The sequence below is a fragment of the Chitinibacter sp. ZOR0017 genome (assembly GCF_000799095.1).
Taxonomy (GTDB): domain Bacteria; phylum Pseudomonadota; class Gammaproteobacteria; order Burkholderiales; family Chitinibacteraceae; genus Chitinibacter; species Chitinibacter tainanensis.
In genome coordinates this window covers 16,497-36,106 of sequence record NZ_JTLG01000032.1, presented here as the reverse complement: position 1 = coordinate 36,106, position 19,610 = coordinate 16,497, and the positions used below count along the sequence as shown (strand labels likewise).

The window sequence follows — 19,610 nt, the reverse complement described above, 5'->3', positions numbered from 1 at the left end:
TCGGAAACACGTCAACACCAACCCAACGAAAAAGCACCAACAAGTCGATAAGCGATTGATTTGCAAAGAAGCGAACACCAAAGAAAATCGCGCCAAGCCAAGAGAAACAATCAGATCCCAAGCCCAGCAACGCCACAGCACCAGCGCAAACATCGCCAAAACACAGCCTAAAAACACCACAGCCCGCTGACGCGGGCTGTGTTTGAGGCTGATTAAGTGAATTGATACGCAGGCTGGGTTACTCTGCGGCTTCTTCTGCCGTCTTTTCACGGTTACTGCCGGCCACCATCTTGTATTCAAACAAGCGACATTCGAGTGGGCCATTAAACAGCACCGTCCGTTTACTGGCTTTCAGACGCATAAACTTCGGCAGATCTAGGTCCGCGGTGAGGAAATAAGCATTCCAACCGGCAAAGCGCTGCTTTAAGGTCGCAGCCCATTGCGGATACAGACTCGCGAGACGCTCTTTTTCATCCAGGCGCTCACCGTAGGGCGGATTGCACACCCAAACGCCGCTTGCTGCCGGCGCTTTGGCATCGGCGGCATTCAGCTGTTTCAGCTGAATGGCCTCGCCCAGTCCTGCTGCTTCAATATTTGCTTTAGCATGATTCAGCACCGTGCTGGAGACATCGCTACCGTAGATCAGTGCATTGCTTTGCAATTCGGCCACTTTGGCTTGCGAGCGCAATTGCTGCCAGAACTGATCGTCGTGCATACGCAACTGCTGGAAGGCAAACGAGCGCCGCTGACCAGGCGCGATTCGGCGCGCAATCATTGCCGCTTCGATCAGAAAAGTACCAGAGCCGCACATTGGATCATACAAAGGCTGCTCAGGCGTCCAGCCGCTCAAGCTCAAAATGCCTGCGGCCAGATTTTCACGAATGGGCGCGTCGCCCGTTTCCACGCGATAGCCCCGTTTAAACAGCGCTTCACCCGAAGTATCGAGATACAGCGTGGCCATTTTGTGAGTGAGATACAGGTGAATCCGCATATCCGGCTCACGAGTATCGACACTTGGACGATTGCCAGTTTTCAGGCGGAAGCGATCACAAATACCGTCCTTCACTTTCAGCGCAATAAAGTCGAGGCTCCGCAAAGGCGAGCGCACGGCAGTCACTTGCACCTTGATGGTATTTTCAACCGCAAACAGCTCGGCCCATTCGGTATCGCGAGCCAGGCGATAGAGATCGTCTTCATTGCGGTAGCTGCGCTCGGTCAGCTTCCAGAGCACCCGGCTGGCCACCCGCGAATGCAGGTTGACCTTGTACATCAACGGCCATGGGCCGCTAAATGCCACCCCGCCATCAGTCGCACTAATCTGCTTGGCCTCGAGCGCTTGCAACTCCTGCACCAGCACTGGCTCCAGCCCGCGCGGACAAGGCGCAAAAAAATGAAATATTTGTAGCACTGCGTTTTCCTAAGAGTGACTGCTGACCACTGTATCTGCATTCGCGCCGCTTTGCTCGGTGCGACGGCGGGTTTGCATGATCAATGGCGCCCAAGTTTCGCCGGGCCGTTTTTTCCGGGTGGTCAGCGTCAGCTCGGATGGGCCATACACATTGGTGTTGTGCGTCAGCGGCGTGGTGATCAGATATTGCGCCTGAGTGGCTTTCAGGAAACCACCGACCCGGTCAATATTGAAAATATCCAGGTGGGCAAACGGCTCATCAATAAAGACAAAGCCGGATGGATTATTGTCATCCATCATCAGGCCAATCAGCAGAATCAGCGACTTCATCACCTGCTGACCACCCGAGGCTTCGCCATCGTTCAGCCCCATCATGCCTTTCTGGTCAAAGTTAAACCGCGCCGTGAGGCCGGCTTGCGCCAGCACCACGTCATCGTTTTCCAGATGCGGCATATCCAGCTCAACATCAATCCCGGCCAGATCACCCAGCCCTTTGATATTGCGGCCGTAGGCGCGAATCGTGGCGCGCAGCTTATTGATATAGGCCGCCCGCGCTTCATCGGTCAGCTCAGCCGTGCGCTCCACCTCTTGGCGATGCCCCTGCGCCTCATCTTCCAGCGCACCATAGTCGGCCACCAGCTTATCGCGGCGCTGGATGATGGTTTCGTCCCGCTCCCAATGCGCTTGCGTGAGTTGCTCTTGCTGGCGCTCGATAATGTGCTTCACCTCGGTGACGCTGCGATATTCTTCTTTCAGCTGTGTGAGCACATGCGGCAATAGCCAGGCCGGCAGGGCTTTTTCTTTCAGTACGCGAATCGCGCCAAGCTGGCGGCTGATCTCGTTGCGCTGGCGCGTGAGCTGCGCTTGTAGCTCATCCACCGCGCGGCGGAATTGATCGCGCTCGATTTCGATTTTTTGCGCGGCCAAGCGTAAATCGGCACGGCTTTCGCGAGAGGTTTCCAGTGCGGCTTGCGCGGCGGCTAGCTCCGCCCCCATGCGCTGCACTTCAGCCTGCTCGGCCGGATAGCGCTCGGCCGCAGCGGCGAATTCCGCCTGCCGATTGGCCAGCTGCAAGACCGCCTGCATGCCCATCAGCTGCACGGTGATGCCCTGGATATCGCGCTGCACACTGGCAAGCTCGGTTTCCAGATCCAGCACCTGATCGTTCAGGGCTTTCAGGCGTAGCGCAATATCATTCAAGCGCGAATGACGGGCCGCTTCGCCAAAGGCGTATTCGCGGGTATCAATCCCAATGAAACGCGCACCGCGGCGTTCACGGTAATACCCCTCACGGGTAATCCAGTCCGAGCTCAGGCGGCTACCGGCTTCTACCGATTTCACGCGCTGAATGCCGTTCAGCTGACGGCTTAACCATGGCGGCACATTGGCTTTGAAATCGATGATTTCTAAAATCGAGCCCAGATTCGCCCGTGGCGCCGGTTCACGTTCGGACACAATAAAGTGGCGATAGCGCATCCTCTCGCCCACTTCCCAGGCGCGCTGTTTGTCGGCTTCACGCTGCAGCAAAATCAAATGCCGCGACGGCGCCAGCAGCGCCTCCACGGCATCTTGCCAGGCCGGATCGGTCACTTCGGTAATTTCGGTCAGCAGCTGATGTGGAATGCCCGCTTCGTCCAGCGCAGCGCGCATTTGCCGCACAAAATCGGGTGACGGCGCTTTACCGGCCTGCAGGGCAAACTGGGATTCGGATAATTGCTGGCGCTCATCGCGCGCCTGCTTCACCGCCAGTTTCAGCTCGGCTTCTTTGACTTTCAGCTCAGCCAGCTGATCATTCAGCCCAATCGCGTCAGCGCCATGCTCACGCTCAGCCAGCTCGCGCAGCTTTTCGCCCTCACGCATGATGCGCTCGGTATCGCGGGCGGCATCACGCACCGCCTGAAAGCGCGCAAACAGCGCTTCGTAATCGGTTTTGCTCTGCTGCTCGCCGCTGAGGGTTTGATTGGCAGCGGTTTGAGCCACGGCCAAGCGCTTATCCAGCTGCCCCAGATCCGCGCGCTTGTGCCACAGATTGCGGCGCTGCAATTTATATTGCTGCACAGCATGACGCAGGCCATCTTGCGCCTCGGCCACTTGCAGCGCCGGGATCACCTCACGCTCTAGCCGTACCGTATCCGTGCCCAGCGCACACCATTCGAGGTAGCTGCTGGCGCGCAGGCGGAAACGCTCGACATCCAGCCCCAGCTGCGAGAGCTGCTGCTGCATCTTATCCAGCTCGCCCTCGGCTTCGCGCAAACGTAGTTTGGCCTCTTGGTAATGATCAAGGACTTCCTTGTCGCCAAAGACTTGGAATACCAAGTCGAGCAATGCCTTGGGGGAGTATTCGCACAGCTTGTCCGTATCGCCTTGCTCCAGGGCCAATACCTCGGCAATTGCTGGCGTCAGGCCGGCTTGCTCCAGCCGACGGCGATAATCACCCACGCCCAGCCATTGCAGATTTTGCTCGGTTTGCCCATCCAGCGCCGCATCGCCTTCGGCGATCGCATACTGGCGCACCCAATCCCCGCCCTGCTTTTTAATCCGGCAGAACAGCGTTACGGTTTCACTGGTTAAGGGGAAAAACAGATACGGAAAAAAACCACCGCCGGTGCGTTTCGGGTTATTCACCACCGCGCGCAGCCAGGCGATGTTTTCCTTGTTGTTACGCACATAGCGCTTGTAATCACGCCGGCCCGAGCATTTCAGCGCCAGCATGGTGCGCAAAGCGTCCAAGAGCGTGGTTTTGCCCGAGCCATTCGGGCCAACAATGGTCACAATCTGGGCATCCAGCGGCACAGTGATGCGCTGCCAGAAATCCCAGTGCACCATTTCCAGGGTTTTGATCTGGAACATTAGTTTTCCTCCGCCTCACCCGCCAGCTTGGCGGCGGGCAATTGCAAGATATCCGCCAGCGCCCCATTGATAATGCGCGGGGCCAGTTTGGCGTAGTCGATCATCAAATCCAGCAGCGGGCCTTCAAAAATCATCCGGTTGCGGCGCACCACAAAGCCCAGTTTCGACAGCTGACCCAGATTGGTGGTGAAGCGCATTTTACCGCCCAGCACTTTGCCAAAATCGGCATACAGCGCGTCTTCCGATACACCCTGTGCAACTTGCTCGCCGTGCTCGATCGGTTTTTCTGCCCCAAAGAGATCGCCTTGCTCTTCATTGCCGGCTTCCACGCGAGCGATTTGGCGTTCGCGTTTGGGCAGAATAATCAGCGCCCAGATCACCACCAGCAGGGCAATGCCATCACGCGGCAGGCCCATATTGTTGGAGAGCCAGTTTTCGCCTTCGCCAAACACCCAGTCTTCCATCTGCGGCTGTAGCGCCACGGCGATGTGCTCGGCATAGGGGTTTTCTAAGAGCTGCAAGCCGCAATCGGCCAGACGATGCTCAAGTGATTCACGAAAAGCTTCATCAATCAGCGCGCGCCGCGCGAGCGGGTCTTTACGGGGGACAAAGCGCTGCGCCAACAGGCGCGCGACCAGAATATTCAGGGCTTGATCCATCTTGTTTGCAGCCTATTTCAAAGTGGATGCAGGCGGCCGGCACTGATGCTGGCCACCTCGGGGTGATCGGGTTCGTACAACTCGGTTTGCGCTTCCAGCCGCAGCGGTAGCTTCACAATGTCGGCCACTACGCTCTTCTCTAGCGCCGCCTCGGCATCGCCCAGTAGCGAGAGCAGCGAGAGGCGGTAAGCGGTTTCGTTGTACGTGGGCGCCAGAACGGCGTCGGGTAGGTCGCTGCCGGCGCCTAGTTGGGCCAGCTGATTCAACTCGTCGTACAAGGCTTCAGCCGCCAGCAGGCGCTCAGCTTCCACCGCGCCCACTTCCTGCGCGGCGGCACTTTGCGGCATATCGCTGACGCTATTGTCGGGTCGCTCGCGTTCGCAGATTTCAAATTCGGCAATATCGAGCAGAATGTCCGACACCACAAAATGCGGCTCGGGGTGATACAAAATCAGATCACGCCCCAATTCGGCCAGCGAGGCCTGAGTTTGTCGGCGCAACCAGTCGGCCACATTGGTGGTAGAGAGGCCCGATTGCCCCAAATGCACACGTTGCGAGGCCAGCTCGGAAAGACGGCGATGGAAGACCGAAGTCAGCCGCAGCATCCGCGCCTGCGCCAGCGCAATGGATTGCGCCACCTGATACACACGCTGATCGGTGGTTTCGTCGGTAAGCACGGCGCGAATGACATCGGTGCCTTTCTCGACCCATTGCCAGACTTTTTCCAGCTTTTCGCGCGCAGCGCGAATTTGGAATTCGGATTGCGACTCAAGCGCCGCCTCGAAATCCGCATAGAGCTCGTTCAAGCGCGCCAAGAGATTGAGCAGCACCTCGTTTGAGACTTGCCCCAGCGATTGGCCGGCGGCCACCTGCGAAGTGAGATAACCGAGCTCGGCGTCGCCCTCGGCGAATTGCAGCATGGTGCCCAGCGAAGACAGCGCCACCCGGCCGGCCTCGGCCATACCGTACATTTGCTCGTCACTATCCCAAACCAAGAGGCCGTAATCACGCAAACGCTTGAGGACGGTATCGAGCTTTACCTGATTGATATAGGCAAAGTGGGCCTGCAAATCTTGCGGCGACCAGCGCGGCGCATCGGCGCGTGCACCGATTTCGCGCAAGACAATCAGGCGGACAAAAACTTCATCTTCCCCGCCGCGAAACAGGGCGATCAGCGCATCAATATAGGTGCGCGCGCGCAACAGCTCGGCCACTTGCGGCAATTCATGCGGCACAAATCCGGGCTGGAAAAAATCGGAAAACAGATTTTCGTCTTGCATGGAGATGACAAAAAACAGGGATCAGCAAGACTAAAGGCAAACGAAGTGAAAAACAATGCCTTTAGCGGGAGGCTGGCTAGGCTGCAGCCAGAGAGAACCGCCTCGCGCCCGCCGGTCATTGCAACCGGTGGCCCGAGGCGGGATAAGGCTTAAACGATGTCCTCGTCGTTGGCCAGCGCAGCAGCGCGAGCCGCCAACAAAGCTTCTTGCTCGGCGGCCAAGCGGGCGGCGGCGGCTTCGGCTTCTTCTTTGGCCAGCTTTTTCGCAGCATCGCGATAATCGGCGATGGCGTAGACCAAATCACGACAACCTTCACCGGTCAGGCCAGCGATCACGAAGTAGCGTGGCTGTGCCGGATCGAAGGCGGCGTATTCATCGCGCTGCACATCTTCCCAGCCATAGGCTTTCAGGAAAGCCTGCACGCGCTCTTCACGCTCTTCTTCCGGAATCATGTCGACTTTATTGAGCACCAACCAGCGCGGCTTGTTGTAGAGTTCTTCGTCGTATTTGCGCAGCTCTTCAACAATCGCATTGGCTTCCGCCACCGGATCGGTATCCGGATCAAACGGTGCCAAATCCACCAGATGCAGCAAAATACCAGTGCGCTGCAAATGTTTCAGGAAGCGATGCCCCAGGCCCGCGCCTTCGGCCGCGCCTTCAATCAGACCAGGAATATCGGCAATCACAAAGCTGCGATTATCATCAATGCGCACCACCCCAAGATTCGGGTGCAGCGTGGTAAACGGATAATCCGCCACTTTCGGCTTGGCCGCTGATACCGCACGGATAAAGGTCGACTTACCGGCGTTCGGCATCCCCAGCAAGCCCACATCGGCCAGCACTTTCAATTCAAGCTTCAGTTCGCGGCGTTCGCCTTCGGCGCCGGGCGTGGTTTGGCGCGGCGCGCGATTGGTTGAGGATTTGAAATGCAGATTACCAAAACCACCTTGCCCCCCCTTGGCCACCGCCACGCGCTGACCATTGGTGGTCAGATCGGCGACGATTTCGCCGGTTTCGGCATCACTGAGCACAGTCCCCACCGGCATGCGCAGCTCGATGTCATCACCGCCCTTGCCATAGCAATCGGCACCGCGGCCATTTTCACCGTCTTTGGCTTTGTATTTGCGCACAAAACGGTAATCCACCAGGGTATTAATGTCTTCGTCGGCCACTGCCCACACCGTACCGCCCCGGCCGCCATCGCCACCATCCGGGCCACCGCGGGGCACGAATTTTTCCCGGCGCATACTGGCCGAACCATTGCCGCCCTTGCCGCCAATGACTTCGATTTTTGCTTCGTCAATGAATTTCATATGTGCTCTCCAGCTCAACAAGCCGGGGTATCGCCCCAAAAACAAAGTAATTTAACGCGCACCAGCACATACCCCTGCATGTACCTGTTAAATCACCTTGCTGGCCCACTAAAAGAAAAAAAGCCCCATCACCAGGATAGGGCTTTCCAAGCGAACCAGGAAAAAGCTTATGCTTCTTCGCCGGTGTATGGCAGTACAGTTACAGTGCGACGCTTCAGGGCGCCTTTCACTGCAAATTGTACATAGCCGTCAACTTTTGCAAACAGGGTGTGGTCTTTGCCCATGCCTACATTGTCACCAGCGTGGAATTCAGTACCACGTTGACGAACAATGATAGAACCCGCAGGGATCAGCTCACCACCGTAAACTTTGATACCCAAGCGTTTGGCTTCTGAATCGCGACCGTTACGCGAACTACCACCAGCTTTCTTATGTGCCATGGTTCAGCTCCTTAATTACTTAACGATTTCGTCAATGCGAATTTCAGTGTAGTTCTGGCGATGGCCAGCACGACGCATGTAGTGTTTACGACGGCGCATTTTGAAAATGCGAACCTTCTCACCACGACCTTGAGAAATTACAGTTGCTTTGATGGCAGCACCGGCAACCACTGGGGCGCCAATTACAACCGCATCACCGTCTGCCACCATCAATACTTCATTCAGTACGATTTGGCTGTCGATGTCTGCAGCAATCTGTTCTACTTTAAGTTTTTCGCCGATAGCAACTTTATATTGTTTGCCACCAGTTTTTACGACTGCATACATAACAAGCTCCTAAGAGTTTGACCCAACGCGCCAGCGCACAATCGGCGCAGCGCGGCATCTCAAAATTGAGAATCGAGCATACTAAGCGCATGTTCATGTAAAGTCAAGGACTTACCCAACACTTTTCCTGCGTAGCCACGGCAAGAATGGGCGCAAGAAGCCCATCTCTGCTAAAATCACGCGACTCAATGATTAACGGCCACGAGGCCAACAGCCCCAAGGGTAAGCACAGCGTGTCGATGCAGTTTGTCAAATCGGTCGTAGATGCCGACATGGCGCAAATGGATCAGGTGATCCGCGAGCGCCTTTATTCCGATGTCGTGCTGGTACGACAAGTGGCCGAGTATATTGTTTCATCCGGCGGCAAACGTCTGCGCCCCATGATCACCCTGCTTTCGGCGCAAGCTCTGGGCTACCAAGGCCAGCACCACCACGAATTGGCAGCCGTGATCGAGTTCATCCACACCGCCACCCTGCTGCACGACGACGTGGTGGACGAATCCAGCCTGCGCCGCGGCCGTGACACCGCCAATGCCCTGTTTGGCAATGCGGCCAGCGTTTTGGTGGGCGATTTTCTGTACAGCCGCGCCTTTCAGATGATGGTAAATTGCGGCTCGATGCGGATTATGGAAGTACTGGCTGACGCAACCAATGTGATCGCCGAAGGGGAAGTGCTGCAACTGATGAATATCGGCAATATCGACATCGATGAAGCCGACTACCTAAAAGTGATCCGCTACAAAACCGCCAAGCTTTTTGAAGCAGCCGCACGCCTGGGCGCGATCTTGAATCACAGCGACGCAGACACCGAAGATGCACTCGCGCGCTATGGAATGCATCTGGGCACCGCCTTTCAAATTATCGACGACGTACTCGATTACTCTGGCAAACAGGAAGAAATTGGCAAATCGTTGGGCGACGATCTCGCCGAAGGCAAACCGACCTTGCCACTGATTTTTATTATGCAACAGGGCGATAGCAGCGCCGCAGCGCTGGTGAAAGATGCTCTGGAAAACGCCAAGCGTGAACACTTCCCTGCGATTCTGGCTGCCGTACAGCAATCAGGCGCACTGGATTACGCCCGGCAAATCGCCAGCGAAGAAGCCGCCCGCGCAAAAGCCTGCCTGAGCCAACTCCCCAGCAACCCGCACACTGAAGCCTTGTTGGCACTGGCCGACCTAGCAATTGCGCGCAATAGTTAAGCCAGACCAAGCCGACAAGAAAGCTCACAATAAAAAACCCCGCAGCGCGGGGTTTTTTATTGGCCAAATTACCGAGGCATTAAGCAGCTGGAGCAGCCACTTTACGCGCAGGCAATTTTTCCTTGATACGTGCAGATTTACCTGAACGATCACGGAGGTAGTACAGTTTGGCGCGACGAACGTCACCGCGGCGTTTCACTTCGATCGAAGCCACCAGTGGTGAGTAAGTTTGGAAAGTACGCTCAACGCCGGTGCCAGAAGAAATCTTGCGCACGATGAAGTTGCTGTTCAGGCCGCGATTGCGCTTAGCAATCACCACGCCTTCATAAGCCTGCAGACGTTCACGTGAACCCTCTTTCACTTTCACAGAGACCACAACGGTGTCACCTGGGGCGAATTCAGGGATAGATTTACCCAGACGGGCGATTTCTTCTTGCTCGAGTTGTTGAATCAAGTTCATTTTACTTCTCCTAGTGAGACCGTACCTTCTGACGCCGCGCCGGGCGCTACAGCCGATTGTTCACGCTGGAACTCAGCCAGAAGCCGTGCCTCTTCTTTAGATAACCGGCGCTCTTGCAGCAAATCTGGGCGACGCAACCAAGTGCGCCCCAGCGACTGCTTCAAACGCCAGCGCCTTATTGCGGCATGGTTCCCCGAAAGCAAAACCTCCGGAACCACCATATCGCGATAAACTTCAGGACGGGTGTAATGCGGACAATCCAGCAACCCATCCACAAACGAATCTTCGACCGCACTGGCCGCGGTGTTTAACACCCCAGGCAGCAAGCGCGCCACCGCGTCGATCAGAATCATCGCGGGCAATTCGCCCCCCGACAACACATAATCGCCAACGGAAATTTCTTCGTCGACGTGCGCCTGCAAAACACGCTCATCAACACCCTCATACCGACCACAAAGCAGCACCAGCGCCGATTTCTCGGCCAGCTGCGCCACTTTTGCATGCGTGAGCGGCGCGCCCTGCGGCGACATATAGACGGTATAGGGCTGCAAGCCGCTCTGAATCTGGCGCTGCTTGCAATACCCCAAGGCCTTATCCAGCGGCGCCGGCTGCATCACCATCCCGGGGCCACCACCAAATGGGCGATCATCAACCCGGTGATAGTTGTCGGTGGTGAAATCCCGCGGATTGCATGTATGCAACGCAATGGCATTTTGCTCAACCGCGCGCCGGGTAACCCCGTGCGCCGTGATCGCCGCAAACATCTCTGGAAACAGCGTCACCACGTCAAATTGCATGGCCGCACACCGGATTAATAATCCAGCCCCCAGTCAACCAGCATGGTTTTAGCCGGCAAATCGACATTCAGCACCACATGCCCCACAAAGGGAACCAAGCGCTCAACCCCATCCGCCTTCACCACGATGACATCATTGGCTCCGGTTTCGAACAAACGATCGATCACGCCCAGGCTTTCGCCCTGCTGATTAACCACCTGTACGCCCACCAGATCAGCCCAGTAGTACTCATCGGCAGCCAAGGCCGGCATGGCACTGCGTGGCACCGCCACTTCGCACCCCTTGAGTGCAAAAGCAGCATCGCGATCTGCCACCCCCTCCAGACGCGCATTGAGCTTTTTCGGCTGCACATGCCCATCCAAGACGGCTTTAGCTGACCAACGGCCATCACGCCCAACCCACCAGGTTTTGTAATCCAGCAAGCTATCCGCATATTGCGTATCAGCCACTAGACTTACCCAGCCTTGAATACCAAAAGCCCCGCTGATGTAGCCCATCACCACCAGATCTTCTGGCACCTGCTGGGCCTCGATCGACGAGGCTTTAGAATCTTTCACCACGGAAAAATCAGGCAGCTACTTTAGCTTGCTTGATCAGACGCGCTACGGTGTCAGTAGGTTGCGCGCCCACGCCCAGCCAGTAGTTCAGGCGATCAGCAACAAAGCGCAGTTCTTCAGCAGCACCAGAAGCTTGTGGATTGTAGAAGCCAACGCGCTCGATGAAACGACCATCGCGGCGGTTGCGAGAATCAGTCACCACAACATTGTAGAACGGGCGATCTTTTGAGCCACCACGAGCAAGACGAATCACGACCATAATAAAACCCAATCATTGAATAAATAAAAATAAGCTCGCAATCATGCCAGATTACTCGACAGATCGCAAGCCCATCCAACGGCAAGCCATCGGCTCGCCACAGTTACATCCCCGGCATCAAGCCCTTGAGTCCACGCATCATTTTCATCATGCCGCCACCCGAGAATTGCTTCATCATCTTCTGAGTTTGCTCAAACTGCTTCAGCAGGCGATTGACCTCCTGCACCGATACCCCCGCCCCCGCTGCAATCCGCCGCTTGCGGCTCGCCTTCAGGAGTTCAGGCTTGCGCCGCTCCAGCGGCGTCATTGAATTAATAATCCCTTCAATCCGCGCCACCGCCTTATCGGTCACCTGGCTATCGGCCATCGAGGCCAGATTGCCCGGCAGCTTATCCAGCAACGCAGACATCCCGCCCATTTTTTTCATTTGCTGAATTTGCGCCTTGAAGTCTTCTAGGTCAAAGCCCTTGCCGGACTTGACCTTCTTCATCATTTTCAGCGCTTCGGCTTCATCAACACTGGCTTGCACATCTTCGATCAGCGACAACACATCGCCCATGCCCAGCACACGACTGGCCATACGATCGGGATGGAAAGGCTCCAAGCCGGTCAGCTTCTCGCCCGTACCCAGGAATTTAATCGGCTTGCCGGTAATATGTCGCACCGACAGCGCGGCACCACCACGGGAGTCACCATCCATCTTGGTGAGCACTACCCCTGTAAGCGGCAGCGCCTCATTGAATGCCTGCGCGGTATTTACCGCATCCTGCCCTTGCATCGCATCAACAACGAACAAGGTTTCCACTGGCTTCACCGAGGCATGCAAAGCCTTGATTTCCAGCATCATCGCTTCATCAATTGCCAGACGACCGGCCGTATCGACAATCAACACATCAAAGAAATGGCGCTTAGCATAGTCAATGGCCGCCAGCGCGATATCCACTGGCTTTTGCGACACATCGGAAGGAAACCACTCCACTTCCAGCTGCTGCGCCAGGGTTTTTAGCTGTTCAATCGCGGCCGGACGATAGACGTCTGTCGATACCAGCAATACTTTCTTTTTCTGGGTTTCTTTGAGTAACTTGGCCAACTTGCCCGAGGTGGTGGTTTTACCCGCCCCCTGCAAACCCGCCATTAAGATAACGGCCGGTGGTTGTGCCGCCAGATTCAATGCATCGTTCTGCGCCCCCATCAGCTTGGTGAGCTCTTCGTACACCACACCGATGACGGCCTGCCCCGGCGTAAGGCTACCAACCACCTCACGCCCCTCAGCTCGCACTTTGACGTCAGCGATAAATTGCTTCACCGCCGGCAGCGCCACATCGGCCTCCAGCAGAGCCATCCGCACTTCGCGCAGTGCATCCTTGATATTGTCGTCAGTCAGACGGGAATGCCCCCGCAGGGTTTTCACCACACTACCAAGGCGGCCAGACAGATTTTCAAACATGCAACGATTCCTTGAGCTGTTACTGCCGCAGGGGCAATCACTCTGTTAGACTTAATTCTTTGCCATTTTACCCTAATTGCCGTGCTGACTCTGCTTGCACTGCTGGCTTTCTGCATTTACCTGCTACTCGGCTGGCATTTTTGCCAGCTACGCCTCGCCGGCCGCACCCTGCTGCGCGCGCCAATCGCAACGACCTTACTCGGCGCAGGCTTACTTTGCCACGGCGCAGGCTTATTGCACGCGATCGCCGGCCCCACCCCCACCTTTGGGGCAGCCCAAGCATTATCACTCACCGCCTGGCTAGCTCTGGCCATCTATGCCAGCGGACAAAAACGCCTCCAGCTCGCCGGCATTGAACCCCCCTTAATGGCTTTCGCCGCCGGCTTTATCGGGCTGGCGCTACTACTGCCTGCAGGCCACACCCCCAGCTATCAAGCCAACCCACTCTCTCAGGCGCACTTCTTTTTGGCAATGCTGGCGCAGAGCTTGATTTTTATCGCCGCCGGGATCGCCGTATTGATGCGCATGACCGACAGCACCCTACATCATCACACCAGCAAACTACTCGCACGCACCCTCCCGCCACTATTGACGCTAGAGCGCCTACTTTTCGCGACCCTAAACACGGGCTTTATCGCCCTGACCTTGGCGCTGATTGCCGGCGCCATCATGAACAGCCAGCAACTCGGGCAATGGTTTAGCTGGAATCACAAAACCGTATTTGGCTTGCTGTCGTGGATCATTTTTGCAACTTTATTACTGGGCCATCATCTGCGAGGCTGGCGCGGACGCTTTGCCGCCAACTGGGCGCTCGTTGGTTTTGCCTGCCTGTTACTAGGCTATATTGGCACCCGTATTGCTCTAGAAGTCTTTCTACACAAAGCCTAGCGCAAGATACCCTTACTCGGACGGCGCCGCGTCAACGCGAATAACACCCCACACACTGCAGACCCCATTCACAAGCCACGCTGCAACATTTCATTAGCATAATGTGATGCAGATGCTACGCATTCGAAAGTCATCTGCTAGACTTGTAAAGATTATGGTTATATTGAGCTTGCTTTGTCCGCAACGTACGGATCAAGCCTTGATCGCATTGGAGTGATTTTTCTGCCATGAGCACCCCGCACATCTCAGGCCTCGCCCGTCTGCTCGTCCAGCATGGACGTCTCAGCGAAACCGACGCCGAAGCTTTGCAGTCGGCCGCCAGCAGCAGCAAAACCTCGTTCATCGAACAATTAACCCAAAGCCGCAAACTTAGCGCACGGGAAATCGCCGAATTTTCTTCGCAAACCTTCGGCTATCCATTGCTAGACCTCGATCGCATCGATACCAGCTACTTGCCACAGGGCGTACTGGACAACAACATCATGCGCTCTCAACGCTTGGTGCCCCTGTTCAAACGTGGCACCAAGTTGTTTATTGGCCTGTCTGACATCACCAATCTGGAAGCCATTGAAAAGGTTCGCTTTCAGACCAACTCGCAAGTCGAGCCAATCATTGTTGAGGACAATAAACTTGTTAACCTCCTCAACAAGACCATTGAGGCGTCAGGCGCCAACTTCAAAGACATTGTCATTGACGAAGCCGACCTTGAAATGGCAGGCGGCGACCCCGAGCCAAGCAGCAACGACGCGCAAATGGGGCAAGAAATTGACGATGCCCCAGTCGTTAAATATCTGCAAAAGATCCTGATGGATGCCATTAACGGCGGCGCTTCAGATATCCACTTTGAACCGTTTGAAAAGTTTTATCGCATCCGCTATCGGGTGGATGGGGTGCTGCGCGAGGTAGCGCAGCCACCACTGGCGATCAAAGAGAAAATTTCATCGCGGATTAAAGTCATATCCAAACTGGATATCTCAGAAAAGCGCATTCCGCAAGATGGCCGGATGAAGCTGGTTCTGTCCAAATCACGGGCGATTGATTTCCGGGTTTCGACTCTACCGACAATGCACGGTGAAAAAATCGTAATGCGGATTTTGGATCCATCTTCCGCCACACTGGGCATTGACGCCCTTGGCTACGATCCGGACCAGAAGGCCATTATCCTTGATGCGATTCAACGGCCATACGGCATGGTACTGGTTACCGGCCCTACGGGTTCGGGCAAAACCGTATCGCTATATACCTGCCTGAATCTACTCAACAAACCAGATATCAATATCTCGACTGCTGAAGATCCGGCCGAGATTAACCTCCCCGGCATCAACCAGGTTAACGTCAACGACAAAGCCGGCCTAACCTTTGCTGCAGCACTAAAAGCTTTCTTGCGTCAAGATCCCGACATCATCATGGTGGGGGAGATTCGCGACCTTGAAACTGCAGATATTGCAATTAAAGCCGCCCAAACCGGCCACATGGTGTTTTCAACCCTTCACACCAATGACGCGCCGACGACGCTAACTCGGATGCTGAACATGGGCATTCAGCCCTTCAATATCGCTTCATCAGTGATTTTGATTACCGCGCAACGCTTAGCTAGGCGGCTGTGCAGCTGCAAAAAACACGTCGATATCCCCAAGCAAGCGCTACTCGATGCAGGCTTCACAGAAGCTGACCTCGACGACACCTGGCAGCCGTATGGGCCAGTTGGCTGCGATATCTGCAAAAACACAGGCTACAAAGGCCGAGTGGGCATTTATCAAGTCATGCCCATCACAGACGAAATCAATCGCTTAATCATGAACCATGGCAACGCGATTGATATTGCCGACCAAGCGCGTAAAGAAGGCGTTCTTAGCCTGCGTGAAGCCGGTCTACGTAAAGTTAAACAAGGCCTCACTTCGCTAGAAGAAGTCATGGCCGTTACCAATACCTAATAGGGGATCAGCATGGCCACAACCAGAAGCAAGAGCCCAGCTGTGAAAGAATTCACCTTCCGCTGGGAAGGCAAGGATAGAACCAATAAAATCGTAAAAGGCGAAATGCGCGCCAGCGGGGAGAGCGTGGTCAAGAGCACATTACGCCGCCAAGGTATTAACGTCACTAGCGTGAAGAAAGTACGCCTAGGTGCAGGGCGCAAAATTACAGACTTGGACATAACCATGTTCACTCGGCAATTGGCCACCATGTTGAAATCTGGCGTCCCGCTGCTTACCGCATTCGATATCGTGGCCAAAGGGCATAGCAACCCCTCCGTTACCAAATTGCTTCTAGAAATCAAAACCGACATTGAGACAGGCTCGTCACTAACACAAGCCTTTCGTAAGCATCCATCTTATTTTGATAACTTGTACTGCAATCTGGTACAGGCTGGCGAACAGGCCGGTATTCTTGATGCCTTGCTAGCACGTTTAGCTACTTACAAAGAAAAAATTCTGGCTGTTAAAAAGAAAATCAAATCGGCGATGTTTTACCCAACAGCAGTCATCGTGGCAGCCTTCGTAATCACGGCGGTCATCATGATTTTTGTAATCCCCGCCTTCAAAGAACTATTCTCCAGCTTTGGTGCAGACTTACCCGGTCCTACACTTTTAGTAATGGCCATTTCGGATTTCTTCGTCACTTACTGGTGGTTAATTTTCGGGGTCTTGGGCGGGGGCATCTACGCATTCCTTCAAATCTGGAAAAAATCAGAGAAGGTTCAGTTCTTTATGGATCGCCTACTCCTGAAACTGCCCGTATTCGGTGAAATCGTTAAAAACGCCACGATTGCCCGCTGGACACGTACATTGTCCACCATGTTTGCAGCCGGCGTGCCATTAGTTGAGTCCCTCGAATCGGTTGGCGGGGCGGCAGGGAACATTATCTACAAACAGGCTACCACACGAATTCAATCCGAAGTGAGCACTGGCACCAACCTGACCACGGCAATGACCAATACCAATGTATTCCCTAATATGGTTCTACAAATGGTTTCAATTGGCGAAGAGTCAGGCTCTCTCGACAGTATGCTCGGCAAAGTGGCAGATTATTATGAAGAGGAAGTGGACAATGCAGTAGAAGCGCTCTCCAGCCTGATGGAGCCGATTATCATGGTCGTTCTAGGGACATTAATTGGTGGGCTGGTTATTGCAATGTACCTCCCGATCTTCAAGATGGGCGCAGCTGTCGGCGGCTAAGGCTGAACGCAATTAAGTTATTGAGGGTATCTTGGTTTTATTGATCCTAATCGTTGCATTATTTGGCTTGTGCATTGGCAGCTTTCTCAATGTTGTAATTCATCGGTTGCCAATCATGATGGAGAACGAATTCCGGTCAGAGTGTGCACTGCACTTAACTGGGATTGAGAGCCCTAAATCTCTAGGCAAATATAACTTAGCTGTTCCACGCTCAAAATGCCCACAATGTGGCCACCAGATCAAGGCCAGCGAGAATATTCCGGTCTTCAGCTGGTTAGTCCTGCAGGGCAAGTGCTCAAATTGCAAAGCAGCGATCAGCATTCGTTATCCAACTGTTGAGCTGGCCACCGCCATTTTAAGTGCTTTGCTCGCCTGGAAATTTGGCCCTAGCTTGCAGCTACTCTGCGCGCTGCCTTTTGCTTGGGCTTTGATAGCGTTGATCATGATCGATGCTGATACCTATCTGCTGCCTGACTCGATAACCCTACCCTTAGTTTGGGCGGGGCTACTTGCCAATAGCTTTGCTTTGTTTACCAGCTTACCCTCGGCAGTATATGGCGCTGCATTAGGCTATTTAAGCCTTTGGAGCATATACTGGCTATTCAAGCTCGTCACCGGCAAGGAAGGCATGGGCTACGGCGACTTCAAATTACTTGCAGCGCTAGGCGCTTGGCTCGGCGCTAGTAGCTTGCCAGCGATTATCCTTCTTTCATCCTTGGCCGGAGCAGCAATCGGCATTGTGATGGTGATTGGCAAAAACCGCGGTTGGAATAAGCCATTACCCTTCGGCCCCTACCTAGGCATCGCGGGGATTTTGGCCCTGTTCTTTGGTCCAGAGCTTAACCATTTGCTGTATGGCCTTTAAGCGGCCAATTATCGGCCTGACTGGCGGCATCGGCTCTGGCAAATCTACCTTTGCTGCAATCTGGCAACAGCTCGGAATCGGTGTCATCGATGCCGATGCACAGGCTCATCAATTAAGCCAAGCCAACTCCCCCCTGATTCCCCAAGTTGCGCAGGCTTTTGGCCCAAATGCGATTGCACAAGATGGCGCATTAAATCGGGCATGGGTACGTGATGTCGTCTTTAGCAATCCCGACGCCAAAGTCAGACTCGAATCCATTTTTCAACCGGCCATTCTCCAAGCCTGTCTGCAGGCTATCGCCACGATCGAGAGCGAATACATCATCTTTATGGTGCCGCTGCTGCATGAAACGCCAAACTTTCGTGCGCACTGCAATACAACAGCGACCATCCTGGCGGATACCGAGCTAAGGATACGTCGCGTGATGCAACGCTCAGCTTTAACCCGCGAAACTGTCGTATCGATTATGAATAATCAATTGGGTGATGACGAACGCGGACATCTTAGCGATTACTTGCTTTACAATAATGGGTCTAAGCTTGATATTGTGTATCAGGTAAACCGGCTTCATCGAAAAATACTGGCAGAGATCAGCAAGCGCCATCCCTGCCATTTTTCCTCCCAAAGTGGAACTTGAAGGGCAGCATCACGTGATTAGCTACGAATTCCCGATCAATGAACGCATTCGCACCTTGCTGCGCCTTGAAGAGCTGTATGTGCGCACTAGCAAGCTGGTTGCCCGGGAAGATGCACTTGATCACCACATGGCCTTGCTGGGTATTTTTGAGATTATGGAAGTGGCCAGCCGTGCGGATCTGAAATCAGATCTGCTGCAAGAGCTGGAACGCCAACGCCAAGCCCTAGCCGCCCTACGCAATAATCCGCATATCTCCGAAGATGCCCTTGAGCAAGTGTTGGGCGAGATTGAAATCACGCATACCAATTTACTGGATATGACTGGCAAGTTTGGCCAATACCTGCGCGAGAATGAATGGCTAATGGCCATTAAGCAGCGAGTGTCCATTCCAGGTGGCGTGTGCGAGTTTGACCTGCCCTCTTATCACTACTGGCGCAAACAAAGCGCTGATCGCCGCCGCGCCGACTTGGAGCGCTGGCTAACACCATTGCTACCAATTAAAAACGGCCTCGATATCGTTTTGAAGCTATTGCGTGACTCAGGCAAGAGTACGCACTACACCGCCAAGGCCGGCTGTTTTCAGCAAATGTCGGGCGGCAAAACCGTGCAGATGCTGAAAGTCTCTTTACCGACCGATGTACCGGCAGTCCCCGAGCTATCTGCTAACCGCTATGCGATCAATATACGCTTCATCGTGCCTTCCACCAGCGGCGAACGCGCCAAGGTCATCGAAACCGATCTCAACTTCACGCTAACTTATTGCAACTTGTAATGCCCTCAGTACTCTGCCCGATCTGCAAAACCCAAACTGAATACTCTGCGAGCAATCCATTTCGACCTTTTTGCAGTGAGCGCTGCAAATTAATCGATCTAGGCGAATGGGCCAGCGAGAAATATCGCGTAGCCGACAGCACCGAAGTTGATCCACTCGAGTTATTGCAGGCACAATTGCCACCCCTGCATTAAGCAGTAAGCCAAGCGCAACTCAAACATCATTTAATTTTCACCGCATAGCAATATGCGCCAGATAACGTATGAGAAACAC

21 protein-coding genes are annotated in these 19,610 nt (G+C 54.5%); 9 read left to right on the top strand and 12 right to left on the bottom strand.

All coding sequences use genetic code 11. The features are described from left to right. Positions 1-190: hypothetical protein (locus L991_RS17770; protein WP_231550540.1), on the top strand; the 190-nt coding region annotated here is incomplete at its 5' end. A gap of 48 nt (positions 191-238) precedes the next feature. Here L991_RS17770 and L991_RS10950 read toward each other — a convergent pair. The 7 genes from L991_RS10950 to rplU all read right to left on the bottom strand — a co-directional run bounded on the left by L991_RS10950 (position 239) and on the right by rplU (position 8,277). Continuing rightward, entirely contained in the window at positions 239-1,408 is a 1,170-nt protein-coding gene (locus tag L991_RS10950; RefSeq protein ID WP_047395259.1) for a class I SAM-dependent RNA methyltransferase, read from the bottom strand. Positions 1,409-1,417: 9 nt separating this feature from the next. Further along, on the bottom strand, positions 1,418-4,258 hold the full coding sequence (locus L991_RS10945) for an AAA family ATPase (protein ID WP_047395256.1): 2,841 nt from the start codon (positions 4,256-4,258) through the stop codon (positions 1,418-1,420). Then, positions 4,258-4,917, bottom strand: coding sequence for a hypothetical protein (locus L991_RS10940; protein ID WP_028448434.1), 660 nt, complete (start codon positions 4,915-4,917; stop codon positions 4,258-4,260). The genes L991_RS10945 and L991_RS10940 overlap by 1 nt, the downstream gene beginning before the upstream one ends. A 17-nt stretch (positions 4,918-4,934) precedes the next feature. Further along, positions 4,935-6,197 carry a hypothetical protein gene (locus L991_RS10935; protein ID WP_047395253.1) on the bottom strand — a complete coding sequence of 421 codons (1,263 nt, stop codon included), beginning with the start codon at positions 6,195-6,197 and terminating at the stop codon, positions 4,935-4,937. Between the two features lie 149 nt (positions 6,198-6,346). Continuing rightward, positions 6,347-7,510, bottom strand: coding sequence for a GTPase ObgE (gene obgE / locus L991_RS10930; RefSeq protein WP_028448432.1), 1,164 nt, complete (start codon positions 7,508-7,510; stop codon positions 6,347-6,349). A 167-nt stretch (positions 7,511-7,677) separates the two neighbouring features. Continuing rightward, on the bottom strand, positions 7,678-7,950 hold the full coding sequence (gene rpmA, locus L991_RS10925; protein WP_028448431.1) for a 50S ribosomal protein L27: 273 nt from the start codon (positions 7,948-7,950) through the stop codon (positions 7,678-7,680). A gap of 15 nt (positions 7,951-7,965) precedes the next feature. Further along, the gene (rplU, locus tag L991_RS10920) at positions 7,966-8,277 is read right to left on the bottom strand and encodes a 50S ribosomal protein L21 (RefSeq protein ID WP_028448430.1); all 312 of its coding nucleotides are present in this window, start codon (positions 8,275-8,277) and stop codon (positions 7,966-7,968) included. Positions 8,278-8,465: 188 nt separating this feature from the next. Between rplU and ispB the strand changes: the two genes are divergently transcribed. Then, complete coding sequence (gene ispB, locus L991_RS10915; RefSeq protein ID WP_052190821.1) at positions 8,466-9,479, top strand: octaprenyl diphosphate synthase; 1,014 nt, start codon at positions 8,466-8,468, stop codon at positions 9,477-9,479. A 79-nt stretch (positions 9,480-9,558) separates the two neighbouring features. Here ispB and rplS read toward each other — a convergent pair whose 3' ends face one another. The 5 genes from rplS to ffh all read right to left on the bottom strand — a co-directional run bounded on the left by rplS (position 9,559) and on the right by ffh (position 12,999). Next, positions 9,559-9,939, bottom strand: coding sequence for a 50S ribosomal protein L19 (gene rplS / locus L991_RS10910; RefSeq protein ID WP_028448428.1), 381 nt, complete (start codon positions 9,937-9,939; stop codon positions 9,559-9,561). Next, complete coding sequence (gene trmD, locus L991_RS10905; RefSeq protein ID WP_047395250.1) at positions 9,936-10,736, bottom strand: tRNA (guanosine(37)-N1)-methyltransferase TrmD; 801 nt, start codon at positions 10,734-10,736, stop codon at positions 9,936-9,938. The genes rplS and trmD overlap by 4 nt, the downstream gene beginning before the upstream one ends. Before the next feature lie 14 nt (positions 10,737-10,750). Continuing rightward, complete coding sequence (gene rimM, locus L991_RS10900; RefSeq protein ID WP_231550539.1) at positions 10,751-11,293, bottom strand: ribosome maturation factor RimM; 543 nt, start codon at positions 11,291-11,293, stop codon at positions 10,751-10,753. Between the two features lie 10 nt (positions 11,294-11,303). Next, on the bottom strand, positions 11,304-11,552 hold the full coding sequence (rpsP, locus tag L991_RS10895) for a 30S ribosomal protein S16 (RefSeq protein ID WP_028448426.1): 249 nt from the start codon (positions 11,550-11,552) through the stop codon (positions 11,304-11,306). A 103-nt stretch (positions 11,553-11,655) separates the two neighbouring features. Beyond that, a complete protein-coding gene (gene ffh / locus L991_RS10890) occupies positions 11,656-12,999 on the bottom strand; it encodes a signal recognition particle protein (RefSeq protein WP_047395247.1) in 1,344 nt (447 codons plus the stop codon). Between the two features lie 81 nt (positions 13,000-13,080). Here ffh and L991_RS10885 point away from each other — a divergent pair, with 81 nt between their 5' ends. The 7 genes from L991_RS10885 (at position 13,081) to L991_RS10855 (ending at position 19,531) form a co-directional block, all read left to right on the top strand. Beyond that, a complete protein-coding gene (locus tag L991_RS10885; RefSeq protein ID WP_052190820.1) occupies positions 13,081-13,887 on the top strand; it encodes an inner membrane protein YpjD in 807 nt (268 codons plus the stop codon). 227 nt (positions 13,888-14,114) lie between these two features. Next, a complete protein-coding gene (pilB, locus tag L991_RS10880) occupies positions 14,115-15,821 on the top strand; it encodes a type IV-A pilus assembly ATPase PilB (protein ID WP_034618539.1) in 1,707 nt (568 codons plus the stop codon). 12 nt (positions 15,822-15,833) lie between these two features. Next, a complete protein-coding gene (locus L991_RS10875) occupies positions 15,834-17,063 on the top strand; it encodes a type II secretion system F family protein (protein ID WP_047395244.1) in 1,230 nt (409 codons plus the stop codon). Between the two features lie 31 nt (positions 17,064-17,094). Continuing rightward, positions 17,095-17,928, top strand: coding sequence for an A24 family peptidase (locus L991_RS10870; protein WP_081986639.1), 834 nt, complete (start codon positions 17,095-17,097; stop codon positions 17,926-17,928). Further along, a complete protein-coding gene (gene coaE, locus L991_RS10865) occupies positions 17,918-18,565 on the top strand; it encodes a dephospho-CoA kinase (RefSeq protein ID WP_052190819.1) in 648 nt (215 codons plus the stop codon). The genes L991_RS10870 and coaE overlap by 11 nt, the downstream gene beginning before the upstream one ends. 13 nt (positions 18,566-18,578) lie before the next feature. Beyond that, a complete protein-coding gene (gene zapD, locus L991_RS10860) occupies positions 18,579-19,337 on the top strand; it encodes a cell division protein ZapD (RefSeq protein WP_028448421.1) in 759 nt (252 codons plus the stop codon). After that, positions 19,337-19,531 carry a DNA gyrase inhibitor YacG gene (locus L991_RS10855; RefSeq protein WP_047395237.1) on the top strand — a complete coding sequence of 65 codons (195 nt, stop codon included), beginning with the start codon at positions 19,337-19,339 and terminating at the stop codon, positions 19,529-19,531. Before zapD ends, L991_RS10855 begins: the two co-directional genes overlap by 1 nt. Positions 19,532-19,610: the final 79 nt, after the last annotated feature.